The 19,127-nt window shown below is 67.5% G+C and carries 29 protein-coding genes; 3 read left to right on the top strand and 26 right to left on the bottom strand.

The window, feature by feature from the left end:
• Positions 1-55 precede the first annotated feature (55 nt).
• Both coaA and ACZ6BB_RS12680 read left to right on the top strand, forming a co-directional pair.
• Positions 56-1,045: a type I pantothenate kinase gene (gene coaA, locus ACZ6BB_RS12675; RefSeq protein WP_471615241.1), complete on the top strand. Its 990-nt coding sequence runs from the start codon at positions 56-58 to the stop codon at positions 1,043-1,045.
• A gap of 27 nt (positions 1,046-1,072) precedes the next feature.
• Complete coding sequence (locus ACZ6BB_RS12680) at positions 1,073-2,002, top strand: DUF389 domain-containing protein (RefSeq protein WP_471615242.1); 930 nt, start codon at positions 1,073-1,075, stop codon at positions 2,000-2,002.
• A gap of 265 nt (positions 2,003-2,267) precedes the next feature.
• On the opposite strand, the gene glmM is transcribed toward ACZ6BB_RS12680, so the two are convergent.
• The 3 genes from glmM to rplM form a co-directional block, all read right to left on the bottom strand.
• Positions 2,268-3,626: a phosphoglucosamine mutase gene (gene glmM, locus ACZ6BB_RS12685; protein WP_471615243.1), complete on the bottom strand. Its 1,359-nt coding sequence runs from the start codon at positions 3,624-3,626 to the stop codon at positions 2,268-2,270.
• A gap of 233 nt (positions 3,627-3,859) precedes the next feature.
• On the bottom strand, positions 3,860-4,381 hold the full coding sequence (rpsI, locus tag ACZ6BB_RS12690) for a 30S ribosomal protein S9 (protein WP_471615244.1): 522 nt from the start codon (positions 4,379-4,381) through the stop codon (positions 3,860-3,862).
• Positions 4,382-4,423: 42 nt separating this feature from the next.
• Positions 4,424-4,867 carry a 50S ribosomal protein L13 gene (gene rplM / locus ACZ6BB_RS12695; protein ID WP_013001400.1) on the bottom strand — a complete coding sequence of 148 codons (444 nt, stop codon included), beginning with the start codon at positions 4,865-4,867 and terminating at the stop codon, positions 4,424-4,426.
• 304 nt (positions 4,868-5,171) lie between these two features.
• On the opposite strand from rplM, the gene ACZ6BB_RS12700 reads away from it, so the two are divergent.
• Positions 5,172-6,056 (top strand): hypothetical protein, encoded by an 885-nt coding sequence (locus ACZ6BB_RS12700; RefSeq protein WP_471615245.1) that lies wholly within the window; start codon positions 5,172-5,174, stop codon positions 6,054-6,056.
• Positions 6,057-6,079: 23 nt separating this feature from the next.
• On the opposite strand, the gene truA is transcribed toward ACZ6BB_RS12700, so the two are convergent.
• The 23 genes from truA to rplP form a co-directional block, all read right to left on the bottom strand.
• A complete protein-coding gene (gene truA / locus ACZ6BB_RS12705; protein ID WP_471615246.1) occupies positions 6,080-6,943 on the bottom strand; it encodes a tRNA pseudouridine(38-40) synthase TruA in 864 nt (287 codons plus the stop codon).
• A gap of 145 nt (positions 6,944-7,088) precedes the next feature.
• Entirely contained in the window at positions 7,089-7,592 is a 504-nt protein-coding gene (gene rplQ / locus ACZ6BB_RS12710; RefSeq protein WP_471615247.1) for a 50S ribosomal protein L17, read from the bottom strand.
• A gap of 181 nt (positions 7,593-7,773) precedes the next feature.
• A complete protein-coding gene (locus tag ACZ6BB_RS12715; protein ID WP_003966937.1) occupies positions 7,774-8,796 on the bottom strand; it encodes a DNA-directed RNA polymerase subunit alpha in 1,023 nt (340 codons plus the stop codon).
• Positions 8,797-8,909: 113 nt separating this feature from the next.
• On the bottom strand, positions 8,910-9,314 hold the full coding sequence (gene rpsK / locus ACZ6BB_RS12720) for a 30S ribosomal protein S11 (RefSeq protein WP_003956432.1): 405 nt from the start codon (positions 9,312-9,314) through the stop codon (positions 8,910-8,912).
• Positions 9,315-9,384: 70 nt separating this feature from the next.
• Positions 9,385-9,765: a 30S ribosomal protein S13 gene (gene rpsM, locus ACZ6BB_RS12725; protein WP_336539795.1), complete on the bottom strand. Its 381-nt coding sequence runs from the start codon at positions 9,763-9,765 to the stop codon at positions 9,385-9,387.
• Between the two features lie 211 nt (positions 9,766-9,976).
• On the bottom strand, positions 9,977-10,090 hold the full coding sequence (gene rpmJ, locus ACZ6BB_RS12730) for a 50S ribosomal protein L36 (protein ID WP_003998809.1): 114 nt from the start codon (positions 10,088-10,090) through the stop codon (positions 9,977-9,979).
• 72 nt (positions 10,091-10,162) lie between these two features.
• Positions 10,163-10,384 (bottom strand): translation initiation factor IF-1, encoded by a 222-nt coding sequence (infA, locus tag ACZ6BB_RS12735; protein ID WP_003948620.1) that lies wholly within the window; start codon positions 10,382-10,384, stop codon positions 10,163-10,165.
• A gap of 246 nt (positions 10,385-10,630) precedes the next feature.
• Complete coding sequence (gene map, locus ACZ6BB_RS12740) at positions 10,631-11,467, bottom strand: type I methionyl aminopeptidase (RefSeq protein ID WP_471615248.1); 837 nt, start codon at positions 11,465-11,467, stop codon at positions 10,631-10,633.
• Between the two features lie 112 nt (positions 11,468-11,579).
• A complete protein-coding gene (locus ACZ6BB_RS12745) occupies positions 11,580-12,242 on the bottom strand; it encodes an adenylate kinase (RefSeq protein ID WP_013001405.1) in 663 nt (220 codons plus the stop codon).
• Complete coding sequence (gene secY / locus ACZ6BB_RS12750) at positions 12,242-13,555, bottom strand: preprotein translocase subunit SecY (protein ID WP_471615249.1); 1,314 nt, start codon at positions 13,553-13,555, stop codon at positions 12,242-12,244. The genes ACZ6BB_RS12745 and secY overlap by 1 nt, the downstream gene beginning before the upstream one ends.
• A gap of 242 nt (positions 13,556-13,797) precedes the next feature.
• Positions 13,798-14,253, bottom strand: coding sequence for a 50S ribosomal protein L15 (gene rplO / locus ACZ6BB_RS12755; protein ID WP_059079051.1), 456 nt, complete (start codon positions 14,251-14,253; stop codon positions 13,798-13,800).
• 2 nt (positions 14,254-14,255) lie between these two features.
• Positions 14,256-14,438 carry a 50S ribosomal protein L30 gene (gene rpmD / locus ACZ6BB_RS12760; RefSeq protein WP_045559458.1) on the bottom strand — a complete coding sequence of 61 codons (183 nt, stop codon included), beginning with the start codon at positions 14,436-14,438 and terminating at the stop codon, positions 14,256-14,258.
• Positions 14,438-15,046, bottom strand: coding sequence for a 30S ribosomal protein S5 (rpsE, locus tag ACZ6BB_RS12765; protein WP_013001409.1), 609 nt, complete (start codon positions 15,044-15,046; stop codon positions 14,438-14,440). The genes rpmD and rpsE overlap by 1 nt, the downstream gene beginning before the upstream one ends.
• Before the next feature lie 39 nt (positions 15,047-15,085).
• Entirely contained in the window at positions 15,086-15,469 is a 384-nt protein-coding gene (gene rplR / locus ACZ6BB_RS12770; protein WP_005481210.1) for a 50S ribosomal protein L18, read from the bottom strand.
• Positions 15,470-15,472: 3 nt separating this feature from the next.
• Positions 15,473-16,012 (bottom strand): 50S ribosomal protein L6, encoded by a 540-nt coding sequence (gene rplF, locus ACZ6BB_RS12775; protein ID WP_319362434.1) that lies wholly within the window; start codon positions 16,010-16,012, stop codon positions 15,473-15,475.
• A 25-nt stretch (positions 16,013-16,037) separates the two neighbouring features.
• Positions 16,038-16,436 carry a 30S ribosomal protein S8 gene (gene rpsH / locus ACZ6BB_RS12780; RefSeq protein ID WP_013001411.1) on the bottom strand — a complete coding sequence of 133 codons (399 nt, stop codon included), beginning with the start codon at positions 16,434-16,436 and terminating at the stop codon, positions 16,038-16,040.
• A 214-nt stretch (positions 16,437-16,650) separates the two neighbouring features.
• A complete protein-coding gene (locus ACZ6BB_RS12785) occupies positions 16,651-16,836 on the bottom strand; it encodes a type Z 30S ribosomal protein S14 (protein WP_003948630.1) in 186 nt (61 codons plus the stop codon).
• A 5-nt stretch (positions 16,837-16,841) separates the two neighbouring features.
• Positions 16,842-17,399 carry a 50S ribosomal protein L5 gene (rplE, locus tag ACZ6BB_RS12790; protein WP_005481216.1) on the bottom strand — a complete coding sequence of 186 codons (558 nt, stop codon included), beginning with the start codon at positions 17,397-17,399 and terminating at the stop codon, positions 16,842-16,844.
• A complete protein-coding gene (gene rplX, locus ACZ6BB_RS12795; protein ID WP_471615250.1) occupies positions 17,399-17,722 on the bottom strand; it encodes a 50S ribosomal protein L24 in 324 nt (107 codons plus the stop codon). The genes rplE and rplX overlap by 1 nt, the downstream gene beginning before the upstream one ends.
• Positions 17,723-17,724: 2 nt before the next feature.
• Positions 17,725-18,093: a 50S ribosomal protein L14 gene (gene rplN / locus ACZ6BB_RS12800; RefSeq protein ID WP_003992364.1), complete on the bottom strand. Its 369-nt coding sequence runs from the start codon at positions 18,091-18,093 to the stop codon at positions 17,725-17,727.
• A 103-nt stretch (positions 18,094-18,196) separates the two neighbouring features.
• The gene (rpsQ, locus tag ACZ6BB_RS12805) at positions 18,197-18,484 is read right to left on the bottom strand and encodes a 30S ribosomal protein S17 (RefSeq protein WP_086752861.1); all 288 of its coding nucleotides are present in this window, start codon (positions 18,482-18,484) and stop codon (positions 18,197-18,199) included.
• On the bottom strand, positions 18,484-18,708 hold the full coding sequence (gene rpmC / locus ACZ6BB_RS12810) for a 50S ribosomal protein L29 (RefSeq protein ID WP_005481220.1): 225 nt from the start codon (positions 18,706-18,708) through the stop codon (positions 18,484-18,486). Before rpmC ends, rpsQ begins: the two co-directional genes overlap by 1 nt.
• Positions 18,708-19,127: a 50S ribosomal protein L16 gene (gene rplP / locus ACZ6BB_RS12815; RefSeq protein WP_004927269.1), complete on the bottom strand. Its 420-nt coding sequence runs from the start codon at positions 19,125-19,127 to the stop codon at positions 18,708-18,710. The genes rpmC and rplP overlap by 1 nt, the downstream gene beginning before the upstream one ends.

A 19,127-nucleotide genomic window follows, 5' to 3' on the forward strand; every position in this document is an offset into this window, starting at 1 on the left:
CCGGCGTGACGGACCCCACCCCGTCACCCCGTTCAAACTCCGTTAACAATGGACTGTGATCTCACCGGTCTCCTCGTTGCCGCGGAGCGCCCACCGGCCCAGGCCGGAGGCGACTCCCTACGTCGACCTCACCCGAGCCGAGTGGAGCGCGCTGCGCGAAAAGACGCCGCTCCCACTCAACGCCGAGGAGGTCGAGAAGCTGCGCGGCCTGGGCGATGTCATCGACCTCGACGAGGTCCGGGACATCTATCTGCCGCTGTCCCGGCTCCTCAACCTCTACATCGGCGCCACCGACGGCCTGCGCGGCGCCCTCAACACCTTCCTGGGCGAGCAGGGCTCCCAGTCGGGCACCCCGTTCGTCATAGGCGTCGCCGGCTCCGTGGCCGTCGGCAAGTCCACCGTCGCCCGCCTCCTCCAGGCCCTCCTCGCCCGCTGGCCCGAGCACCCGCACGTGGAACTGGTCACCACCGACGGCTTCCTGCTCCCCATGAAGGACCTCCAGGAACGCGGCCTGGTCTCCCGCAAGGGCTTCCCCGAGTCCTACGACCGCCGGGCCCTGACCCGTTTCGTCGCCGACATCAAGGCCGGCAAGGACGAGGTGACGGCCCCCGTCTACTCCCACCTCATCTACGACATCGTCCCCGACCAGCGGCTCACGGTCCGCCGCCCCGACATCCTCATCGTCGAGGGCCTCAACGTCCTGCAGCCCGCCCTCCCCGGCAGCGACGGCCGCACCCGCGTCGGCCTCGCCGACTACTTCGACTTCAGCGTGTACGTCGACGCGGGCGCCGACGACATCGAGCGCTGGTACCTCAACCGCTTCAAGAAGCTCCGCCAGACCGCCTTCCAGAAGCCCGACTCGTACTTCCGCAAGTACACCCAGGTCTCCGAGGACGACGCCCTCGACTACGCCCGCACCCTCTGGCGCACCATCAACAAGCCCAACCTGGTCGAGAACATCGCCCCCACCCGGGGCCGCGCCACCCTCATCATCCGCAAGGGCGCCGACCACAAGGTGCGCCGCCTCAGCCTGCGCAAGCTGTAGCTCCACCGGTCCGGCTACCCTGCGGGCATGCTGCATCTGCGCCTGATCACCCCGTCCGACCGGACCGACGAGGTGATACGCCTGATCGAGGACACGGTCGGCACCACCCATCTCGTCGTCATGACGGGCGCCGCCCGCGACCCCGCCGGAGACGTCGTGATGTGCGACGTGGCGCGCGAGGCGGGCGACGAACTGATCGGCGCGCTGAGGGCGTTGGGCCTCGACAGGACCGGCTCCATCGCCGTGGAGAACATCGACCTGTCGCTCTCCGAGCGGGCCGACAGCGCCGAGAAGGACGCGCCCGGCGAGGGCGCCGACGCGGTCCTGTGGGAGCACCTGACGGACGCGACCAGCGAGGAGTCGACGCTCTCCGTCACCTACGTCGCCTTCCTCGTCCTCGCCACGATGATCGCGGCCTGCGGCGTGGTCCTCGACAACGCGATCCTGATCGTGGGCGCGATGGCGGTCGGCCCCGAGTTCGGCCCGCTGGCCGGCATCAGCACGTCCATCGTGCAACGCCACCCGCGCCTCGCCCTGCGCTCCCTGATCGCGCTCCTCGTGGGCTTCGCGGCGGCCATGGCGGTGACGGTCGCCTTCAGCCTCTTCATGGACGCGCTCGGCTACTTCACCGAGGCCAAGCTGGAGGCCGACCGCCCCAACACGGCCTTCGTCTACGCCCCCGACGCCTTCTCCTTCATCGTGGCGGTCCTGGCCGGCATCGCCGGCACCCTCTCCCTCACCTCGGCGAAGTCGGGCGCCCTGGTGGGCGTGGCCATCTCGGTCACGACGGTCCCGGCGGCGGCGAACGCCGCGGTGGCCCTGGCCTACGGCGACATGAAGCAGACGGTCGGCTCGACGGAGCAACTGCTCCTGAACCTCCTGGGCATCGTCCTCGCAGGCACCCTCACCCTGCTGCTCCAGAAGTGGCTGTGGTCAAGACAACGCACCACCTCATGACCGGGAGCGGCGGCGCGAAGGGCTGAACCGCAGGGGGGCAGCCCGCGCTCTCCACCGGCACGGGGATCCGGCACGGGGATCCGGCACAGGGATCCGGCACGCGGGCCTGAAGTGCAGGGGCGCAGCCCCGCACTTCAGGGGCGCGGGGAACTGCGCGACCAGCCCCCACGCACCCGCGGCCCGCCGCTCCCGGAACCCCACGCCCCTACCCGGAACGCACCAGCCCGCGGGACGCACGCCCCCCGGACCACACAGAACCCGGCACCTACCCGAGCGCCGACTTCACCACATCGGCCAACCGCCCCGCCACGGCCCGCGCCTGCTCGATGTCCGCGGCCTCCACCATCACCCGGACCAGCGGCTCCGTCCCCGACGGCCGCAGCAACACCCGCCCGGTGGACCCCAGTTCCCCCTCCGCCTCGGCCACGGCCGCGGCCAGCTCCGCCGACGTCGCCACCCGCGACCGGTCCACGTCCGGCACATTGACGAGCACCTGCGGCAGCCGCTCCATCACACCGGCGAGCTCCCGCAACGTACGCCCGGTCTGCGCGACCCGGGCCGCCAGCAGCAACCCCGTCAGCGTGCCGTCACCCGTCGTCGCGTGGTCGGAGATGATCACGTGCCCGGACTGCTCGCCCCCGAGCGCGTACCCGTGCTCCTTCATCTCCTCCAGCACATAACGGTCCCCGACCGCGGCCTGCACGAGCCGCAGCCCCTCCCGCTCCAGCGCCAGCTTGAAGCCGAGGTTGGACATCACGGTCGCCACCACGGTGTCCGAGCGGAGCTCCCCCCGCTCCCGCATGGCCAGCGCCAGCACCGCGAGGATCTGGTCCCCGTCGACCTCGTCGCCCTGGTGGTCCACCGCGAGGCACCGGTCCGCGTCCCCGTCGTGCGCGATACCGAGATGCGCCCCGTGCTCGACGACCGCGGCCCGCAGCTTCCCGAGGTGCGTCGACCCGCACCCGTCGTTGATGTTGAGCCCGTCCGGCTCGGCCCCGATGGTGACGATCTCGGCACCGGCCCGGGTGAACACCTCCGGCGAGACCCCGGCGGCGGCGCCGTGCGCCTCGTCGAGGACGATCTTCAGCCCTTCCAGGCGGTTGGGGAGCGCGGCCAGCAGATGCGTGACGTACCGCTCGAAGCCCTCGTCGTACGACCGGACGCGTCCGACACCCGCGCCCGTCGGCCGGTCCCAGGGCGCCCCGGTGCGGTGCTCCTCGTACACGCCCTCGATGCGGTTCTCCAGATCATCGGCGAGCTTGTGGCCGCCGCGGGCGAAGAACTTGATGCCGTTGTCGGGCATGGCGTTGTGGCTGGCGGAGAGCATCACGCCGAGGTCGGCGCCCAGCTCCCCGGTGAGGAAGGCCACGGCGGGCGTGGGCAGCACACCGACGCGCAGCACGTCGACGCCCGCGCTGGCGAGGCCGGCCACGACGGCCGCCTCCAGGAACTCTCCGGACGCCCGCGGATCCCGCCCGACCACCGCCACCGGCTTGTGGCCCTCGAACGTTCCCGCCTCGGCGAGTACGTGTGCCGCCGCGACGGAGAGTCCGAGCGCGAGCTCGGCCGTCAGATCCGCGTTGGCGACACCGCGCACGCCGTCCGTGCCGAAGAGTCGTCCCACAGTGGTGTCCTCCGAATTGCTGAGAATGTGCGGCTCGTACCGGGTGTCCACCGAGTGTCCCCCTCGTCCCGGGACCCAGTACATCCCCTGAGACTGTCCTCCCCCTTTCGGGGTTGTACCGACAGTCTGCGTGTAAGTCTGCGATGAACCGTCGACCCTGCTACGCAAACCGCCCCGGCGGCACAGGAGTGTGCCACCGGGGCGAAGCGAGCGGTGCGGCGAAGCGCCGGGATCTAGCGCTTGCTGTACTGCGGAGCCTTACGGGCCTTCTTCAGACCGGCCTTCTTGCGCTCGACCGCACGGTCGTCGCGGCGGAGGAAGCCGGCCTTCTTGAGGGCGCCGCGGTTGTTGTCGACGTCGGCCTCGTTCAGCGCGCGGGCGACACCGAGACGGAGCGCACCGGCCTGGCCGGAGACACCGCCACCGGCGATACGGGCGATGACGTCGTAACGGCCTTCGAGCTCCAGCACCTTGAAGGGCTCGTTGACTTCCTGCTGGTGCACCTTGTTGGGGAAGTAGTCCTCAAGGGTGCGACCGTTGATCTTCCACTTGCCGGAGCCCGGGACGATCCGGACGCGGGCGATGGCGTTCTTGCGACGGCCCAGGCCGGCGGCCGGCTGCGGGTCGCCGAAGCGGGACGCCATGGACTCGGACGTGTACTCGCCCTCGACGGGGACGTCCGACTCCGTGGTGTAGCTCTCGATGTCGACGAGCTCAGTCTCTTCGACCGGCTGCTCGGTGGTGGTCTCGGCCACGATTCTCCTCAGATTTCTTTTCTGTTTGGGGTGTGGCCGGAACTACTGCGCGACCTGGGTGATCTCGAACGGCACCGGCTGCTGGGCAGCGTGCGGGTGCTGGTCCCCCGAGTAGACCTTCAGCTTGCTGATCATCTGACGGCCCAGGGTGTTCTTGGGGATCATGCCCTTGATGGCCTTCTCGACGGCCTTCTCGGGGTTCTTCGCCAGCAGCTCGTCGTAACGGACGGAGCGCAGACCACCCGGGTAGCCGGAGTGGCGGTACGCCAGCTTCTGGGTCTTCTTGTTGCCGGACAGGTGAACCTTGTCGGCGTTGATGATGATGACGAAGTCGCCCATGTCCATGTGCGGGGCATAGGTCGGCTTGTGCTTGCCGCGGAGGAGGTTCGCAGCAGTGGTAGCCAGACGGCCCAGGACGATGTCCTGAGCGTCGATGACGTGCCACTGGCGAGTCACATCGCCGGGCTTAGGGCTGTACGTACGCACTTCGCAGCCTTCTTCTTCAGTGGATGGGTGCTGACACATGGCATCACTGAAGCGATCGTGCAGCTGGGGACGACAGTGCCGGGAACGCTGCCCGTATGCCGCCCACTGGTAACTGCTCCAGGGAACCTACGTAAGGACTTCTCGCCTGAGAGCGACCAAGCCAATACGCATAACAAGCGGCAAGACTACTCGCGCTGCCCCGGACGGGTCAAAACGGCCCCCGGCCACGCCCCGGATCACCGGTGGGACAAGGCCTCACCCATAACTGGGTGAGGCATGCCTTCGCCCGTCTAAACTGCGGCCCATGAGCTTTGGGCAGGGGGGGTCTCAGTGGAGCCCCGGGGGTTCCCACAATCCGTGGGACAATCAGTGGGGTTCCACCAGTAACCGGACCCCGGACTGGGCGTCACTCGCCGAGCAGTCCGAAACACGCAACAGGCGCCGCAGACTCCTGCTGATCGTCGGCGGCGCCCTCGCCACGGTCGGCATAGGCGTCGCCGTGGCCGTCGCCGTCGTCAACACCGACGGCGGCAACACCACGGCGAACGGCCCGAACAGCCTGCCGACCGCGGGGGACATCCCGAGCGCCAGCGCGAAGACCGACCCGTCCTTCGCGCCGACCTCCGCCCCGCCGCCGCTGGACCCGAAGGAGTTCATCTCCAGCTCGGGCAAGGACAAGGCGCCGATCAGCCCGAACATCCTCTTCCCGGGCTCCCAGCTGACCAAGCGCGACGACGTCGTCTACCGCAAGGGCGCCACGGCCTCGACGACGAACTGCGCCTCGGCCGTCCAGGGAACCCTGGGCACCCTCCTGACCGGCAACGACTGCACCCGCTTCATGCGCGTGACCTACTTCCGGGAGAAGATCGCGGTCACGATCGGCGTCGCCCTGTTCGACACCGAGGCCAAGGCCACCAAGGTCAAGGACGACTGGGACAAGAAGAGCACCATCGTCTCCCTCCCCGGCGACGGCGTCCCCACCTTCTGCCGGACGACGTTCTGCCGGACGACCGCCAACTCCTACGGCCGCTACGCCTACTTCACCCTCTCCGGCTTCACCGACGGCAAGGACGTCACGGAGAAGGACAAGGCGGTCTTCATCGCCGGAGACGACCTCAGCAGGTCCACCTTCGAGCAGATCCGCCGCCGGGGCGAGACCCAGGCGGCCGCCGCGGCCGAGGGGCAGTAGCCCCGCGCGAAGCCGCCCCGGGGTCAGCAGCAGCCGGCCCCGGGCGCCCCGGGCAGGGTCCGCCGGTTCCGCGCCTCCCTGCTGCGCGCGGCCAGCAGCTCGTCCGCCGGGTAGCCGACCTCCTCCAGCGTCAGCCCGTGCGGCCGTACGACATGCACGGCGGAGTCCCGCACCCCCGCGGCCAGCACTTTCCCCGGCCAGTCGGCCCCCCGGTGCCCGTCCCCCACGAACAGCAGCGCCCCGATCAGCGAGCGCACCATGTTGTGGCAGAAGGCGTCGGCCCGCACGGTCGCGGTGATGATCCCGTCGTCCCCCCGCACCAGGCTCAGCCGCTGGAGCGTACGGATGGTGGTGGCTCCCTCGCGCCGCTTGCAGTAGGCGGCGAAGTCGTGTTCGCCCAGCAGCAGCCGGGCCGCCTCGTTCATGGCGTCCACGTCGAGCGGCCAGTCGTGCCACAGCACGTGGCCGCGCAGCAACGGATCGACACCACCGGGGTTGTCGGTGACCCGGTAGGCGTACCGTCGCCAGATCGCCGAGAACCGCGCGTTGAAGCCGCTGGGAGCCTCCCTGAGGGCCCAGACCCGCACATCCCTCGGCAGCCGCCCCGCGAGCCGCTTCAGCAGCTTCTCGTGGTGTTCACGCCAGACCCCCTCCGGCAGGTCCACGTGCGCCACCTGCCCGCGCGCGTGCACCCCGGCATCGGTCCGCCCGGCCACGGTCAGCTCGTACGTCTCCCCGGACCGCGTCACGGTCCGCAGCGCGTCCTCGATCTCCCCCTGGACGGTCCGCCGCCCCCCGGCCTGCTTGGCCCACCCGGAGAACTCGCTCCCGTCGTACGACAGGTCCAGCCGGACGCGGACATGACCGGGCGCCGCTTCATCACTCACGTACAGATCCTCTCAGGTACAAAAAAGCGGGCCCGCTCCTGTGAAAGGAACGGGCCCGCTCAGACGCGCCCCCTCAGGGGCGCGGGGAACCGCGTGAACAACCACGGCGAACCCGCGGCCGAGAACGCGGCCCCCCGCAGAACGCTTACGCGTCCTTCGACTCCTCAGCGGCCTCGTCGGCGGCGTCGGCCTTGGTGGTGTCCACCTTGGCCTCGGCGGCCGGCGCCTCGGCGTCCTTCGCGGCACGCTTGGTGGCGGCCTCGGCCTCACCGGTGGCCTGCTGCGCGACCGTCAGCGCCTCGACCAGCTCGATGACAGCCATGGGCGCGTTGTCGCCACGGCGGTTACCGATCTTGGTGATACGGGTGTAGCCACCCGGACGGTTCTCGTACCGCGGGCCGATCTCGGTGAAGAGCGTGTGCACGACGCTCTTGTCCGTGATGACCTGGAGCACCTGGCGGCGGTTGTGAAGGTCGCCCTTCTTCGCCTTGGTGACCAGACGCTCGGCGTACGGCCGCAGACGGCGGGCCTTCGCCTCGGTGGTGGTGATGCGGCCGTGCTCGAAGAGGCTCTTCGCGAGGTTCGCGAGGAGCAGCTTCTCGTGCGCGGCGCTGCCGCCCAGACGGGCACCCTTGGTGGGCTTCGGCATGGTGTTTCTCCTAGGTGTCTGCCCCGGCCGTATCAGGTACCGGGGTCAGTATCCGAGCAGGCGGTCGCCTGTCGGAGATCCGGGAGCAGCCCCGAAGGGGCGCTCCCGGAAGGGGCGCGGGGAACTGCGCGACAAGCCACAGCGCACCCGCACCCGAGAACGGACCGTATGGCCCGAGCCCTTAGTACTGCTCGGTCTCCACGAAGCCCGCATCCGCGTCGTCGTCCGCGCCGAACGCGTCCGCGGCGGCGGTCGGGTCGAACCCGGGAGGCGAGTCCTTGAGCGCCAGGCCCATGCCCGCCAGCTTCGCCTTGACCTCGTCGATCGACTTCGCACCGAAGTTGCGGATGTCGAGCAGGTCGGCCTCGGAGCGCGCGACCAGCTCACCCACGGAGTGGATGCCCTCACGCTTGAGGCAGTTGTACGACCGAACGGTGAGCTCCAGCTCCTCGATCGGCAGCGCCAGATCGGCGGCGAGCGCGGCGTCCGTCGGGGACGGACCCATGTCGATGCCCTCGGCGTCGATGTTCAGCTCACGGGCCAGACCGAACAGCTCGACCAGGGTCTTACCGGCCGACGCCATGGCGTCACGCGGACGCATGGCCTGCTTGGTCTCGACGTCGACGATCAGCTTGTCGAAGTCGGTGCGCTGCTCGACACGCGTGGCCTCGACCTTGTACGTGACCTTGAGAACCGGCGAGTAGATGGAGTCGACCGGGATACGGCCGATCTCCTGGCCCACCTGCTTGTTCTGCACGGCGGAGACGTAACCGCGGCCGCGCTCGACCGTCAGCTCCATCTCCAGCTTGCCCTTGCCGTTGAGCGTGGCGAGGACGAGGTCGGGGTTGTGCACCTCGACACCGGCCGGGGGCGCGATGTCGGCGGCGGTGACCAGACCCGGGCCCTGCTTGCGCAGGTACATCACGACCGGCTCGTCGTGCTCCGAGGAGACGACCAGCTGCTTGATGTTGAGGATCAGGTCGGTGACGTCCTCCTTGACGCCCGGCACGGTGGTGAACTCGTGCAGGACACCGTCGATCCGGATGCTGGTGACAGCCGCACCGGGGATCGACGACAGGAGCGTACGGCGGAGGCTGTTGCCGAGGGTGTAACCGAAGCCCGGCTCCAGCGGCTCGATCACGAACCGGGAGCGGAATTCGTCGACGACCTCTTCGGTCAACGAGGGACGCTGAGCGATCAGCATGTGGTGATCCTTCTGTCAGGGGCGCCCGCTATTTGACGCCCTGATGTGTAACAAGGGTACGGGCGATACGACTCACAAGAGCCGTACCGCCCGAAAAGCCCTGAGAAGCGAGGTCAGACGCGACGACGCTTCGGCGGACGGCAGCCGTTGTGCGGGGTGGGCGTGACGTCCTGGATGGAGCCGACCTCGAGACCGGTCGCCTGCAGCGAACGGATGGCCGTCTCACGACCCGAACCCGGGCCCTTGACGAACACGTCGACCTTGCGCATGCCGTGCTCCTGCGCGCGACGGGCGGCCGACTCGGCGGCCATCTGCGCGGCGAACGGCGTGGACTTCCGGGAGCCCTTGAAGCCGACGTGGCCGGCGGAGGCCCAGGAGATCACGTTGCCCGAGGGGTCCGTGATGGAGACGATCGTGTTGTTGAACGTGCTCTTGATGTGCGCGTGGCCATGAGCGACGTTCTTCTTTTCCTTGCGGCGCACCTTCTTGGCAGCGCCCTGACGACCCTTGGGGGGCATCTACAAACTCCTACGGGGAGGTGGTCGGTCCTACAGCGAAGACCGCTGATGAAGCGTTGTCCGCTGAGGACTACTTCTTGCCCGGCTTCTTCTTACCGGCGATGGCGCGACGCGGGCCCTTGCGGGTGCGGGCGTTGGTGCTGGTGCGCTGACCGCGGACGGGCAGACCACGACGGTGACGGAGACCCTGGTAGCAGCCGATCTCCACCTTGCGGCGGATGTCGGCCTGGACCTCGCGACGGAGGTCACCCTCGGTCTTGATGTTGTTGTCCACGTACTCGCGGATCGCGACGAGCTGCTCCTCGGAGAGGTCGCGAACGCGGGTGTTCGGGTCGACGCCGGTCGCTGCCAGCGTCTCCTGGGAGAGGGTCCGGCCGATGCCGAACACGTAGGTGAGGGCGACCTCCACACGCTTGTCGCGCGGGATGTCAACACCGGAAACGCGTGCCATTCAATGGCTCCTGGTGATTGTCGGAGGTCTTCCACAGAACCGGGCCCCCGGCCGCCGGCCTCCTCTTGTAGCGGAGGAGTAGGTACGGCACGGGTCCCCGGCCTCCGAGCCGGGGGTGTCAGACGCTCAGCGCGTCTGGGTCCTGCGTATGAACATATTCAGCTTGCGTCGCGCGAATCCCTGCGAATCGAGCAGAGGGTTCGGTCGTGCGTCAGCCCTGGCGCTGCTTGTGGCGCGGGTTCTCGCAGATGACCATGACCCGACCGTGACGGCGGATCACCCTGCACTTGTCGCAGATCTTCTTGACGCTCGGCTTGACCTTCATGGGGTGAGGTTCTCCGGGTCAGTGCCACCACCCGCGACCCGGAGACCGGGGCACGGAGAGCGGGGGCAAGATCTACTTGTAGCGGTAGACGATCCGGCCACGCGTCAGGTCGTACGGAGACAACTCCACCACGACCCGGTCGTCAGGGAGGATACGGATGTAGTGCATACGCATCTTGCCGCTGATGTGTGCCAGGACCTGGTGGCCGTTCTGGAGCTCGACCTTGAACATGGCGTTCGGAAGAGACTCGACGACAGTGCCCTCGATCTCGATGGCACCTTGCTTCTTGGCCACGCTTCGCCCTTCGAATCGACTACCTTGATCGACTCGGCGTAACCGCATGAGGACACACGGAAACACGAGAGCCGACGAGTCAGTCTACGCCAGGGCCTCCAGAAACACGAATTCGGTATGCATGCCCAAGGCCGGTGATCCTTACGCCGGCTCCGCGGAAGCGTCTGGCGACGGCCACGGCAGGCCGCGGGAGGCCACGGCCCCCGGGCGGACGGACGGGCGGACGGACCCGGCAGGCGGACGGACTCAGCCCAGCGGGTCGGGAGCCGCGACGATCCCGTACTCCGCCAGCTTGGCCCTGCCCCCGTCGGGCGCGGTCAGCACCAGCGGGCCGGCCTCGGTCAGCGCGACCGAGTGCTCCCAGTGCGAGGACCACGTTCCGTCCGTGCTCACCACGGTCCAGTCGTCCGAGAGGACCTCGGTCTTCGGGGTGCCCAGGGACACCATCGGCTCGATCGCCAGGCAGAACCCGGGGACGAGCTTCGGCCCCTTCCCGCGCCGCCGCTCGACGTAGTTCAGCAGATGCGGGTCCATGTGCATCTCGGTGCCGATGCCGTGGCCGCCGTAGTCCTCGACGATGCCGTACTTGCCGCCGCCCGGCTTCGGCTGCCGGCGGATGTACGTCTCGATGGCCCGGGAGACGTCCACCAGCCGGTTGCCCACCTTCATGGCGGCGATCCCGGCCCACATGGACTCCTCGGTCACCCGGGACAGCTCGATCAGCTCCGGGGCGTGACCGGATCCCACGAAGGCGGTGTAGGCCGCGTCCCCGTGCCAGCCGTCGACGATCGCACCGCAGTCGACGGAGATGATGTCGCCGTCCTTCAGGACGACCTCGTCGCTCGGGATCCCGTGGACCACGACCTCGTTCACCGAGGTGCAGATCGTCGCCGGGAAGCCGCCGTACCCGAGGAAGTTCGACTTGGCGCCGTGCTCCGCGAGCACCTTGCGGGCCACCTCGTCGAGATCCTTCGTGGAGGCACCCGGCACAGCGGCCTCACGGGTGGCCGCGTGGATGGCTGCGACGACCAGCCCCGCCTCGCGCATCTTGGCGATCTGCTCGGGGCTCTTGATCTGCACCATGGGGGCCTGCGCTCTCCGTCTTCCGCGAATGTCGAACTCTGGGTCGTGCCTACACAACAGTACGGCCGCGACGCCCCTCACGGGCACCGCGGCCGACGTACCGACCGACGACCTACTGGCCGTCGTCCTCGCGCTTGAGCGCTTCCATGGCGCGCTGGGTGACGTCCTCCACCGGGCCGAGCGCCGTGATCGTCACCACGAGGCCCTGGGCCTTGTAGTAGTCGATGATCGGCTCGGTCTGGGTGTGGTAGACCTCCAGCCGCTTGCGGACGGTCTCCTCGGAGTCGTCGTCCCGCTGGTACAGCTCGCCGCCGCAGGCGTCGCAGACGCCGTCCTGCTTCGGCTTCTTGTACGTGACGTGGAAGACGTGGGCGGAGTCGTTCCGGCAGATGCGCCGGCCGGCGATCCGCTTGACGACCTCCTCCTCGGGGACCTCCAGGTCCAGCACCGCGTCCAGGTTCATGGACTCGTCCTGGAGCGTCACGTCGAGCGCCTCGGCCTGCGAGACGTTGCGCGGGAAGCCGTCGAGCAGGAAGCCGTTCACGGCGTCCGGCTGCTCCATCCGGTCCTTCGCCATGGCGATGGTGACCTCGTCCGGCACCAGCTCGCCCTTGTCCATGTAGGACTTCGCGAGCTTGCCGAGCTCCGTCTGCTTGCTGATGTTGGCCCGGAACAGGTCGCCCGTGGAGATGTGCGGGATCGACAGGTTCCTGGCCAGGAACGCGGCCTGCGTTCCCTTACCCGCACCCGGCGGCCCGACGAGGACGATTCGCATCAGCGGAGGAACCCTTCGTAATTGCGCTGCTGGAGCTGGCTCTCGATCTGCTTCACGGTCTCCAGACCCACACCCACGATGATCAGGATGCTGGTACCGCCGAACGGGAAGTTCTGGTTTGCCCCGAGGGGTGCCAACGCCATTGTCGGCACGAGAGCGATCAGACCCAGGTACAGCGAACCCGGCCAGGTGATCCGGTTGAGTACGTAGCTCAGGTACTCAGCGGTCGGTCGGCCAGCCCGGATGCCCGGGATGAAGCCACCATACTTCTTCATGTTGTCCGCGACTTCCTCGGGGTTGAACGAGATGGCCACGTAGAAGAAGGCGAAGAAGATGATGAGGAAGAAGTAGACCGTGATGTGCGCCGGAGCGGCGGTGTCCGCGAGGTTCTTCGTGATCCAGGTCGCCCAGCCCGCGGTCGAGTTGGAGAACTGCACCACGAGCGCGGGGATGTAGAGCAGCGACGAGGCGAAGATCACAGGGATGATGCCCGCCTGGTTGACCTTCAGCGGAATGTACGTCGACGTGCCGCCGTAGGAGCGACGGCCGATCATGCGCTTCGCGTACTGGACCGGGACCCGGCGCTGGGCCTGCTCGACGAAGACCACCAGCGCGACCATGACCAGGCCGACGGCGATGACGATGCCGAACTCGATCCAGCCGCCCGCCAGGTCGCCCTGCTGCTTGATGGCCCAGAGCGCGGACGGGAAGGTGGCGGCGATCGAGATGAACATCAGGATCGACATGCCGTTGCCGATGCCGCGGTCGGTGATCAGCTCACCGAGCCACATGACGACGGCCGTACCGGCGGTCATGGTGACGACCATGACCAGGGTGGTGAAGATCGAGTCGTCGGGAACGATGGAGTTGGCCTGCGGGCACTGACTGAACAGGGCGCCGCTGCGGGCGGTGGCCACGAGGCCGGTGCCCTGGAGGACGGCGAGGGCGACCGTCAGGTAACGCGTGTACTGCGTGATCTTCGCCGTACCGGCCTGCCCCTCCTTCTTCAGGGCTTCCAGACGCGGGATCACCACGGTCAGCAGCTGCAGAATGATGCTCGCCGTGATGTACGGCATGATGCCGAGCGCGAAGATCGTGATCTGCAGCAGCGCGCCACCGCTGAACATGTTGACCAGCCCGAAGAGACCGGAGTTGCTCTTGGTCTGGTCGATGCAGAACTGGACGGCGGAGTAGTCGACACCCGGGATCGGGATGTGCGTGCCGATCCGGTAGATCACGATGATGCCGAGCGTGAAGAGCAGCTTCTTGCGCAGGTCGGGCGTCTTGAACGCCCGGGCGAACGCGGTGAGCACGGTGCCTCCTGCGACCCCCGCGCTACTGCGTCAAGGGTGACGGTTTTGAGATTCTGATGAGGACGACTTACGTAACGTTTAACTGCCGCGGCGAGTGCCCCGTGAAGGGCCCCCTGTGAAAACGGACAGTGCAGGCCACCTTACCGGCGGGACTGCCTCCCTAGGAACGACCAACCGGGGATACCCCATTTGTGGGGTATCCCCGGTCGGGATCGCTCAAGTCATCGAGACGCCTGATGTGTTCAGACGAGCTCGGTGACGGTACCGCCGGCGGCGGTGATCTTCTCCTTGGCGGAGCCGGAGACGGCGTCGACCGTCACCTGCAGCGCCACGGAGATCTCGCCCTGGCCGAGGACCTTGACGAGGCTGTTCTTGCGGACGGCACCCTTGGCGACCAGGTCGGCAACGGTGACCTCCCCACCCTCGGGGTAGAGGGCGGCGAGCTTGTCCAGGTTCACGACCTGGAACTCCGTCTTGAACGGGTTCTTGAAGCCCTTCAGCTTCGGGAGACGCATGTGGAGGGGCATCTGGCCACCCTCGAAGCGCTCCGGAACCTGGTAGCGGGCCTTCGTGCCCTTGGTACCACGACCAGCCGTCTTACCCTTCGACGCCTCACCACGACCCACACGGGTCTTGGCGGTCTTGGCGCCCGGGGCGGGACGGAGGTTGTGGATCTTGAGCGGGTTGTTCTCCGCCATGATCAGTCGACCTCCTCGACCGACACGAGGTGGCGGACGGTGTGCACCATGCCGCGGAACTCGGGGCGGTCCTCCTTGACGACCTGCGTGTTGATGCCCTTGAGACCAAGGGAACGCAGGGTGTCACGGTGGTTCTGCTTGCTGCCGATGTACGACTTCGTCTGCGTGATCTTGAGCTGTGCCATTACGCAGCACCGGCCCCGGCACGCGCACGCAGCAGAGCCGCGGGAGCGACGTCCTCGAGCGGCAGACCACGGCGCGCCGCGATCTCCTCGGGACGCTGCAGGCCCTTCAGGGCCTCCACGGTCGCGTGCACGATGTTGATCGCGTTCGACGAGCCGAGCGACTTCGACAGGATGTCGTGCACACCGGCGCACTCGAGCACGGCACGCACCGGGCCACCGGCGATGACGCCGGTACCGGGGGAAGCAGGCTTGAGCAGGACGACGCCCGCGGCCTTCTCGCCCGTGATCGGGTGCGGGATGGTGCCCTGGATGCGGGGGACCTTGAAGAAGTGCTTCTTGGCCTCCTCCACACCCTTGGCGATGGCGGCCGGCACCTCCTTGGCCTTGCCGTAACCGACACCCACGGTGCCGTCACCGTCGCCCACTACGACGAGCGCAGTGAAGCTGAAGCGACGACCACCCTTCACAACCTTGGCGACGCGGTTGATCGCGACAACGCGCTCAACGTACGCGGTCTTCTCGGCGGCAGCTGCGCCGCCGTCACGGCCCTTCCGGTCCCGCCGCTCGCCGCCACCGGCACCGCCACCGCGGCGCTGGGGTCCAGCCATTGGATTTACCTCTCTCTTTCCGCTAGCTACGCAGCGAGCTCAGAACTTGAGCCCGGCCTCGCGGGCGGCGTCGGCCAGGGCCGCGATGCGACCCGCGTACCGGTTACCACCACGGTCGAACACGACAGCCTCGACACCGGCGGCCTTGGCACGCTCGGCGACCAGGGCGCCGACCTTGCCGGCCTGCGCCGACTTGTCCTCCGACGCACCACGGATCGACGAGTCCAGGGTGGACGCCGACGCAAGGGTGTGACCCTTGAGGTCGTCGATCACCTGGGCCACGATGTGGCGGTTCGAGCGGGTCACGACCAGGCGGGGACGCTCAGCCGTACCGTTGACCTTCTTACGGATCCGGATGTGGCGCCGCTTGATGGCTGCGCGCTTGTAAGCGTCGCCCTTAGCGATCTTCGTACCGTATGCCATGGCTTACTTACCCGCCTTTCCGACCTTGCGGCGGATGACTTCGCCCTCGTACTTGACGCCCTTGGCCTTGTACGGGTCGGGCTTGCGCAGCTTGCGGATGTTGGCCGCAACCTCGCCGACCTTCTGCTTGTCGATGCCCTCGACCGAGAACCGGGTGGGGTTCTCCACCTTGAAGGTGATGCCCTCGGGCGCCTCGACGGTGATCGGGTGGCTGTAGCCGAGCGCGAACTCGAGGTTCGAGCCCTTGGCCTGCACGCGGTAACCGACACCGCTGATTTCGAGCTTCTTCACGTAACCCTGGGTCACGCCGGTGATCATGTTCGCCACCAGCGTGCGGGACAGGCCGTGCAGGGCCTTGCTCTGACGCTCGTCGTTGGGGCGGGTGACGTTCAGGACGCCGTCCTCACCCTTGGCGATCTCGATCGGCGAAACGACGGTGTGGGTCAGCGTGCCCTTGGGGCCCTTGACCGAGACCGTCTGGCCGTCGATGGTGACGTCCACGCCGGCGGGAACCGTGATGGGGAGCTTGCCAATACGCGACATAGCTTTTTCCTCCGATTCCTTTCCGCTACCAGACGTAGGCGAGGACTTCTCCGCCTACGCCCTTCTTGCCGGCCTGCTTGTCGGTGAGGAGCCCGTGGGACGTGGAGATGATCGCCACGCCGAGGCCACCCAGCACCTTGGGCAGGGAGGTGGACTTCGCGTAAACCCGGAGACCGGGCTTGGAGATCCGCTTGATGCCCGCGATGGAGCGCTCACGGTTGGGGCCGAACTTCAGCTCCAGGACGAGGTTCTTGCCGACCTCGGCGTCCTCGACCTTCCAGCCCGTGATGAAGCCCTCCTGCTGGAGGATCTCCGCGATGTGAGACTTGATCTTCGATGCCGGCATCGTCACGGAGTCGTGGTATGCCGAGTTCGCGTTCCGCAGACGCGTAAGCATGTCTGCGATCGGATCAGTCATGGTCATGAATTGGCCTTCGGCCTCTCTCGCCGGGGTTTCCTGTATGCGCCATCCCTCTCCCCACTCGGTGGCGGGACGGGTGCGGTGCGGGGACCTACGGCGTAGTAAGTCGTACGGGCTACCGTCAGGCGCCCAACCCTCGAAGCCTAAGCCATGAAAGGGTGGGCGCCTGACACGCCCAGTGCTTACCGAGAGCTTCGGGAGTCCCTGAAAGCGGGGACTACCAGGAGCTCTTGGTCACGCCCGGCAGCTCGCCACGGTGAGCCATCTCACGAAGGCACACGCGGCACAGGCCGAACTTGCGGTACACGGAGTGGGGACGGCCGCAGCGCTGGCAGCGCGTGTAGCCACGCACGCCGAACTTGGGCTTGCGAGCAGCCTTCGCGATCAGAGCCTTCTTCGCCATCTCGCTCACGCCTCCTTGAAGGGGAAGCCGAGGTGACGAAGGAGGGCGCGGCCCTCAGCGTCGTTGGTCGCCGTGGTCACCACGGTGATGTCCATACCCCGGGTACGGTCGATCTTGTCCTGGTCGATCTCGTGGAACATGACCTGCTCGGTGAGACCGAAGGTGTAGTTGCCACGGCCGTCGAACTGCTTGGGGGACAGACCACGGAAGTCGCGGATGCGCGGCAGCGCGAGCGACAGGGTGCGGTCCAGGAACTCCCACATGCGGTCGCCACGGAGCGTGACGTGGGCACCGATCGGCTGGCCCTCACGCAGCTTGAACTGCGCGATGGACTTGCGGGCCTTGGTGACGGCCGGCTTCTGCCCGGTGATCGTGGTGAGGTCGCGGATGGCGCCCTCGATCAGCTTGGAGTCGCGGGCGGCGTCGCCCACACCCATGTTGACCACGATCTTGACGAGGCCCGGGGTCTGCATGACGTTCTCGTAGGAGAACTCTTCCTGCAGCTTGCCCGCGATCTCCTCGCGGTACTTCGTCTTGAGACGCGGAGTCGTGGTGGTAGCCATCAGATGTCCTCACCCGTCCGCTTGGCAACGCGAACCTTGTTGCCCTCGTCGTCGAAGCGGTAACCGACACGCGTGACGACCTTCTTGCCGTCCTTCTCAACGACCAGCTGGACGTTGGAGACGTGGATCGGCGCCTCGGTCGTGATGATGCCACCGGCCTGCGAACCCTTGGCGGTCGGGCCGGCCTTGGTGTGCTTCTTGACCCGGTTGACACCCTCGACCAGGACGCGGTCCTCGCGGGGGAAGGCCGCGATGACCTTGCCCTGCTTGCCCTTGTCCTTACCGGTGATGACCTGGACCAGGTCGCCCTTCTTGATCTTCATGCTTACAGCACCTCCGGCGCGAGCGAGATGATCTTCATGAACTTCTTCTCGCGCAGCTCCCGGCCGACCGGGCCGAAGATACGGGTGCCACGAGGGTCGCCGTCGTTCTTGAGAATGACGGCGGCGTTCTCGTCGAAGCGGATGTACGAGCCGTCCGGACGGCGGCGCTCCTTGACGGTGCGAACGATGACCGCCTTGATGACGTCACCCTTCTTCACGTTGCCGCCGGGGATCGCGTCCTTGACGGTGGCGACGATGACGTCACCGATGCCCGCGTAGCGGCGACCGGAGCCACCGAGCACACGGATGCAAAGGATCTCCTTCGCACCAGTGTTGTCGGCGACACGCAGTCGCGACTCCTGCTGGATCACGTCTATCTCCTGATTGTCTGCCGGTTCCCGGCAGGGGCCGCCTCTTCACGAGGGAGCCCCTGCCGAGCCTGGCGGAACTGACCTGCGGGGTTGGCCGCAGGAATTACTTGGCCTTCTCGAGGATCTCGACGACACGCCAGTGCTTCGTGGCGGACAGCGGCCGGGTCTCCATCAGGAGGACACGGTCGCCGACGCCGGCGGCGTTCTGCTCGTCGTGGGCCTTGAGCTTGCTCGTGCTGCGGATGACCTTGCCGTACAGGGCGTGCTTCTTGCGGTCCTCGACGGCGACGACGACGGTCTTGTCCATCTTGTCGCTGACGACGATGCCCTCACGGGTCTTGCGGAATCCGCGCGACTCGGTGTTCGTCTCAGTCACATTGCTCTCGCTCATCAGGCGCTCTCCACCGTCTCGATGCCCAGCTCGCGCTCACGCATCAGGGTGTAGATCCGCGCGATGTCCTTGCGGACGGCCTTGAGCCGCCCGTGGTTCTCGAGCTGACCGGTCGCCGCCTGGAAGCGGAGGTTGAACAGCTCTTCCTTGGCTTCGCGGAGCTTGTTGAGAAGCTCCTCGTCACCCAGTTCGCGCAGCTCGGACGCCTTGGTACCGGCCGACATCACGCTTCACCTGCCTCGCGCTTGACGATCCGGCACTTCATCGGCAGCTTGTGGGCTGCGCGAGTCAGGGCCTCACGGGCGATCTTCTCGTTGGGGTAGGACAGCTCGAACATGACCCGGCCCGGGTGCACGTTCGCGATCCACCACTCAGGGGAACCCTTACCGGAACCCATGCGGGTCTCGGCGGGCTTCTTCGTGAGCGGGCGGTCCGGGTAGATGTTGATCCAGACCTTGCCGCCACGCTTGATGTGGCGGGTCATGGCGATACGGGCCGCCTCGATCTGGCGGTTGGTCACGTACGCCGGCGTGAGGGCCTGGATGCCGTACTCGCCGAACGCGACCGTCGTACCGCCCTTGGCCTGGCCACGACGCTTCGGGTGGTGCTGCTTGCGGTGCTTGACCCTACGGGGGATCAGCAT

Source organism: Streptomyces sp. NPDC041108, assembly GCF_055592645.1.

Bases quoted from the DNA above. Each gene is read 5' to 3' on its own strand.
- rplO (WP_059079051.1), bottom strand. From the start codon at position 14,253: ATGGCGGAGAACAACCCGCTCAAGATCCACAACCTCCGTCCCGCCCCG.
- rpmJ (WP_003998809.1), bottom strand. From the start codon at position 10,090: ATGAAGGTCAAGCCGAGCGTCAAGAAGATCTGCGACAAGTGCAGGGTG.
- ACZ6BB_RS12745 (WP_013001405.1), bottom strand. From the start codon at position 12,242: ATGCGAATCGTCCTCGTCGGGCCGCCGGGTGCGGGTAAGGGAACGCAG.
- rpmD (WP_045559458.1), bottom strand. From the start codon at position 14,438: ATGGCACAGCTCAAGATCACGCAGACGAAGTCGTACATCGGCAGCAAG.
- map (WP_471615248.1), bottom strand. From the start codon at position 11,467: ATGGTGCAGATCAAGAGCCCCGAGCAGATCGCCAAGATGCGCGAGGCG.
- ACZ6BB_RS12715 (WP_003966937.1), bottom strand. From the start codon at position 8,796: ATGCTGATCGCTCAGCGTCCCTCGTTGACCGAAGAGGTCGTCGACGAA.
- rplX (WP_471615250.1), bottom strand. From the start codon at position 17,722: ATGAAGATCAAGAAGGGCGACCTGGTCCAGGTCATCACCGGTAAGGAC.
- rpsH (WP_013001411.1), bottom strand. From the start codon at position 16,436: ATGACCATGACTGATCCGATCGCAGACATGCTTACGCGTCTGCGGAAC.
- rpsQ (WP_086752861.1), bottom strand. From the start codon at position 18,484: ATGAGCGAGAGCAATGTGACTGAGACGAACACCGAGTCGCGCGGATTC.
- rpmC (WP_005481220.1), bottom strand. From the start codon at position 18,708: ATGTCGGCCGGTACCAAGGCGTCCGAGCTGCGCGAACTGGGTGACGAG.
- rplE (WP_005481216.1), bottom strand. From the start codon at position 17,399: ATGGCTACCACCACGACTCCGCGTCTCAAGACGAAGTACCGCGAGGAG.
- ACZ6BB_RS12680 (WP_471615242.1), top strand. From the start codon at position 1,073: ATGCTGCATCTGCGCCTGATCACCCCGTCCGACCGGACCGACGAGGTG.
- rplP (WP_004927269.1), bottom strand. From the start codon at position 19,127: ATGCTGATCCCCCGTAGGGTCAAGCACCGCAAGCAGCACCACCCGAAG.
- ACZ6BB_RS12700 (WP_471615245.1), top strand. From the start codon at position 5,172: ATGAGCTTTGGGCAGGGGGGGTCTCAGTGGAGCCCCGGGGGTTCCCAC.
- rplQ (WP_471615247.1), bottom strand. From the start codon at position 7,592: ATGCCGAAGCCCACCAAGGGTGCCCGTCTGGGCGGCAGCGCCGCGCAC.
- ACZ6BB_RS12785 (WP_003948630.1), bottom strand. From the start codon at position 16,836: ATGGCGAAGAAGGCTCTGATCGCGAAGGCTGCTCGCAAGCCCAAGTTC.
- rplF (WP_319362434.1), bottom strand. From the start codon at position 16,012: ATGTCGCGTATTGGCAAGCTCCCCATCACGGTTCCCGCCGGCGTGGAC.
- rpsK (WP_003956432.1), bottom strand. From the start codon at position 9,314: ATGCCCCCCAAGGGTCGTCAGGGCGCTGCCAAGAAGGTGCGCCGCAAG.
- rplR (WP_005481210.1), bottom strand. From the start codon at position 15,469: ATGGCATACGGTACGAAGATCGCTAAGGGCGACGCTTACAAGCGCGCA.
- rpsM (WP_336539795.1), bottom strand. From the start codon at position 9,765: ATGGCACGCGTTTCCGGTGTTGACATCCCGCGCGACAAGCGTGTGGAG.
- rpsE (WP_013001409.1), bottom strand. From the start codon at position 15,046: ATGGCTGGACCCCAGCGCCGCGGTGGCGGTGCCGGTGGCGGCGAGCGG.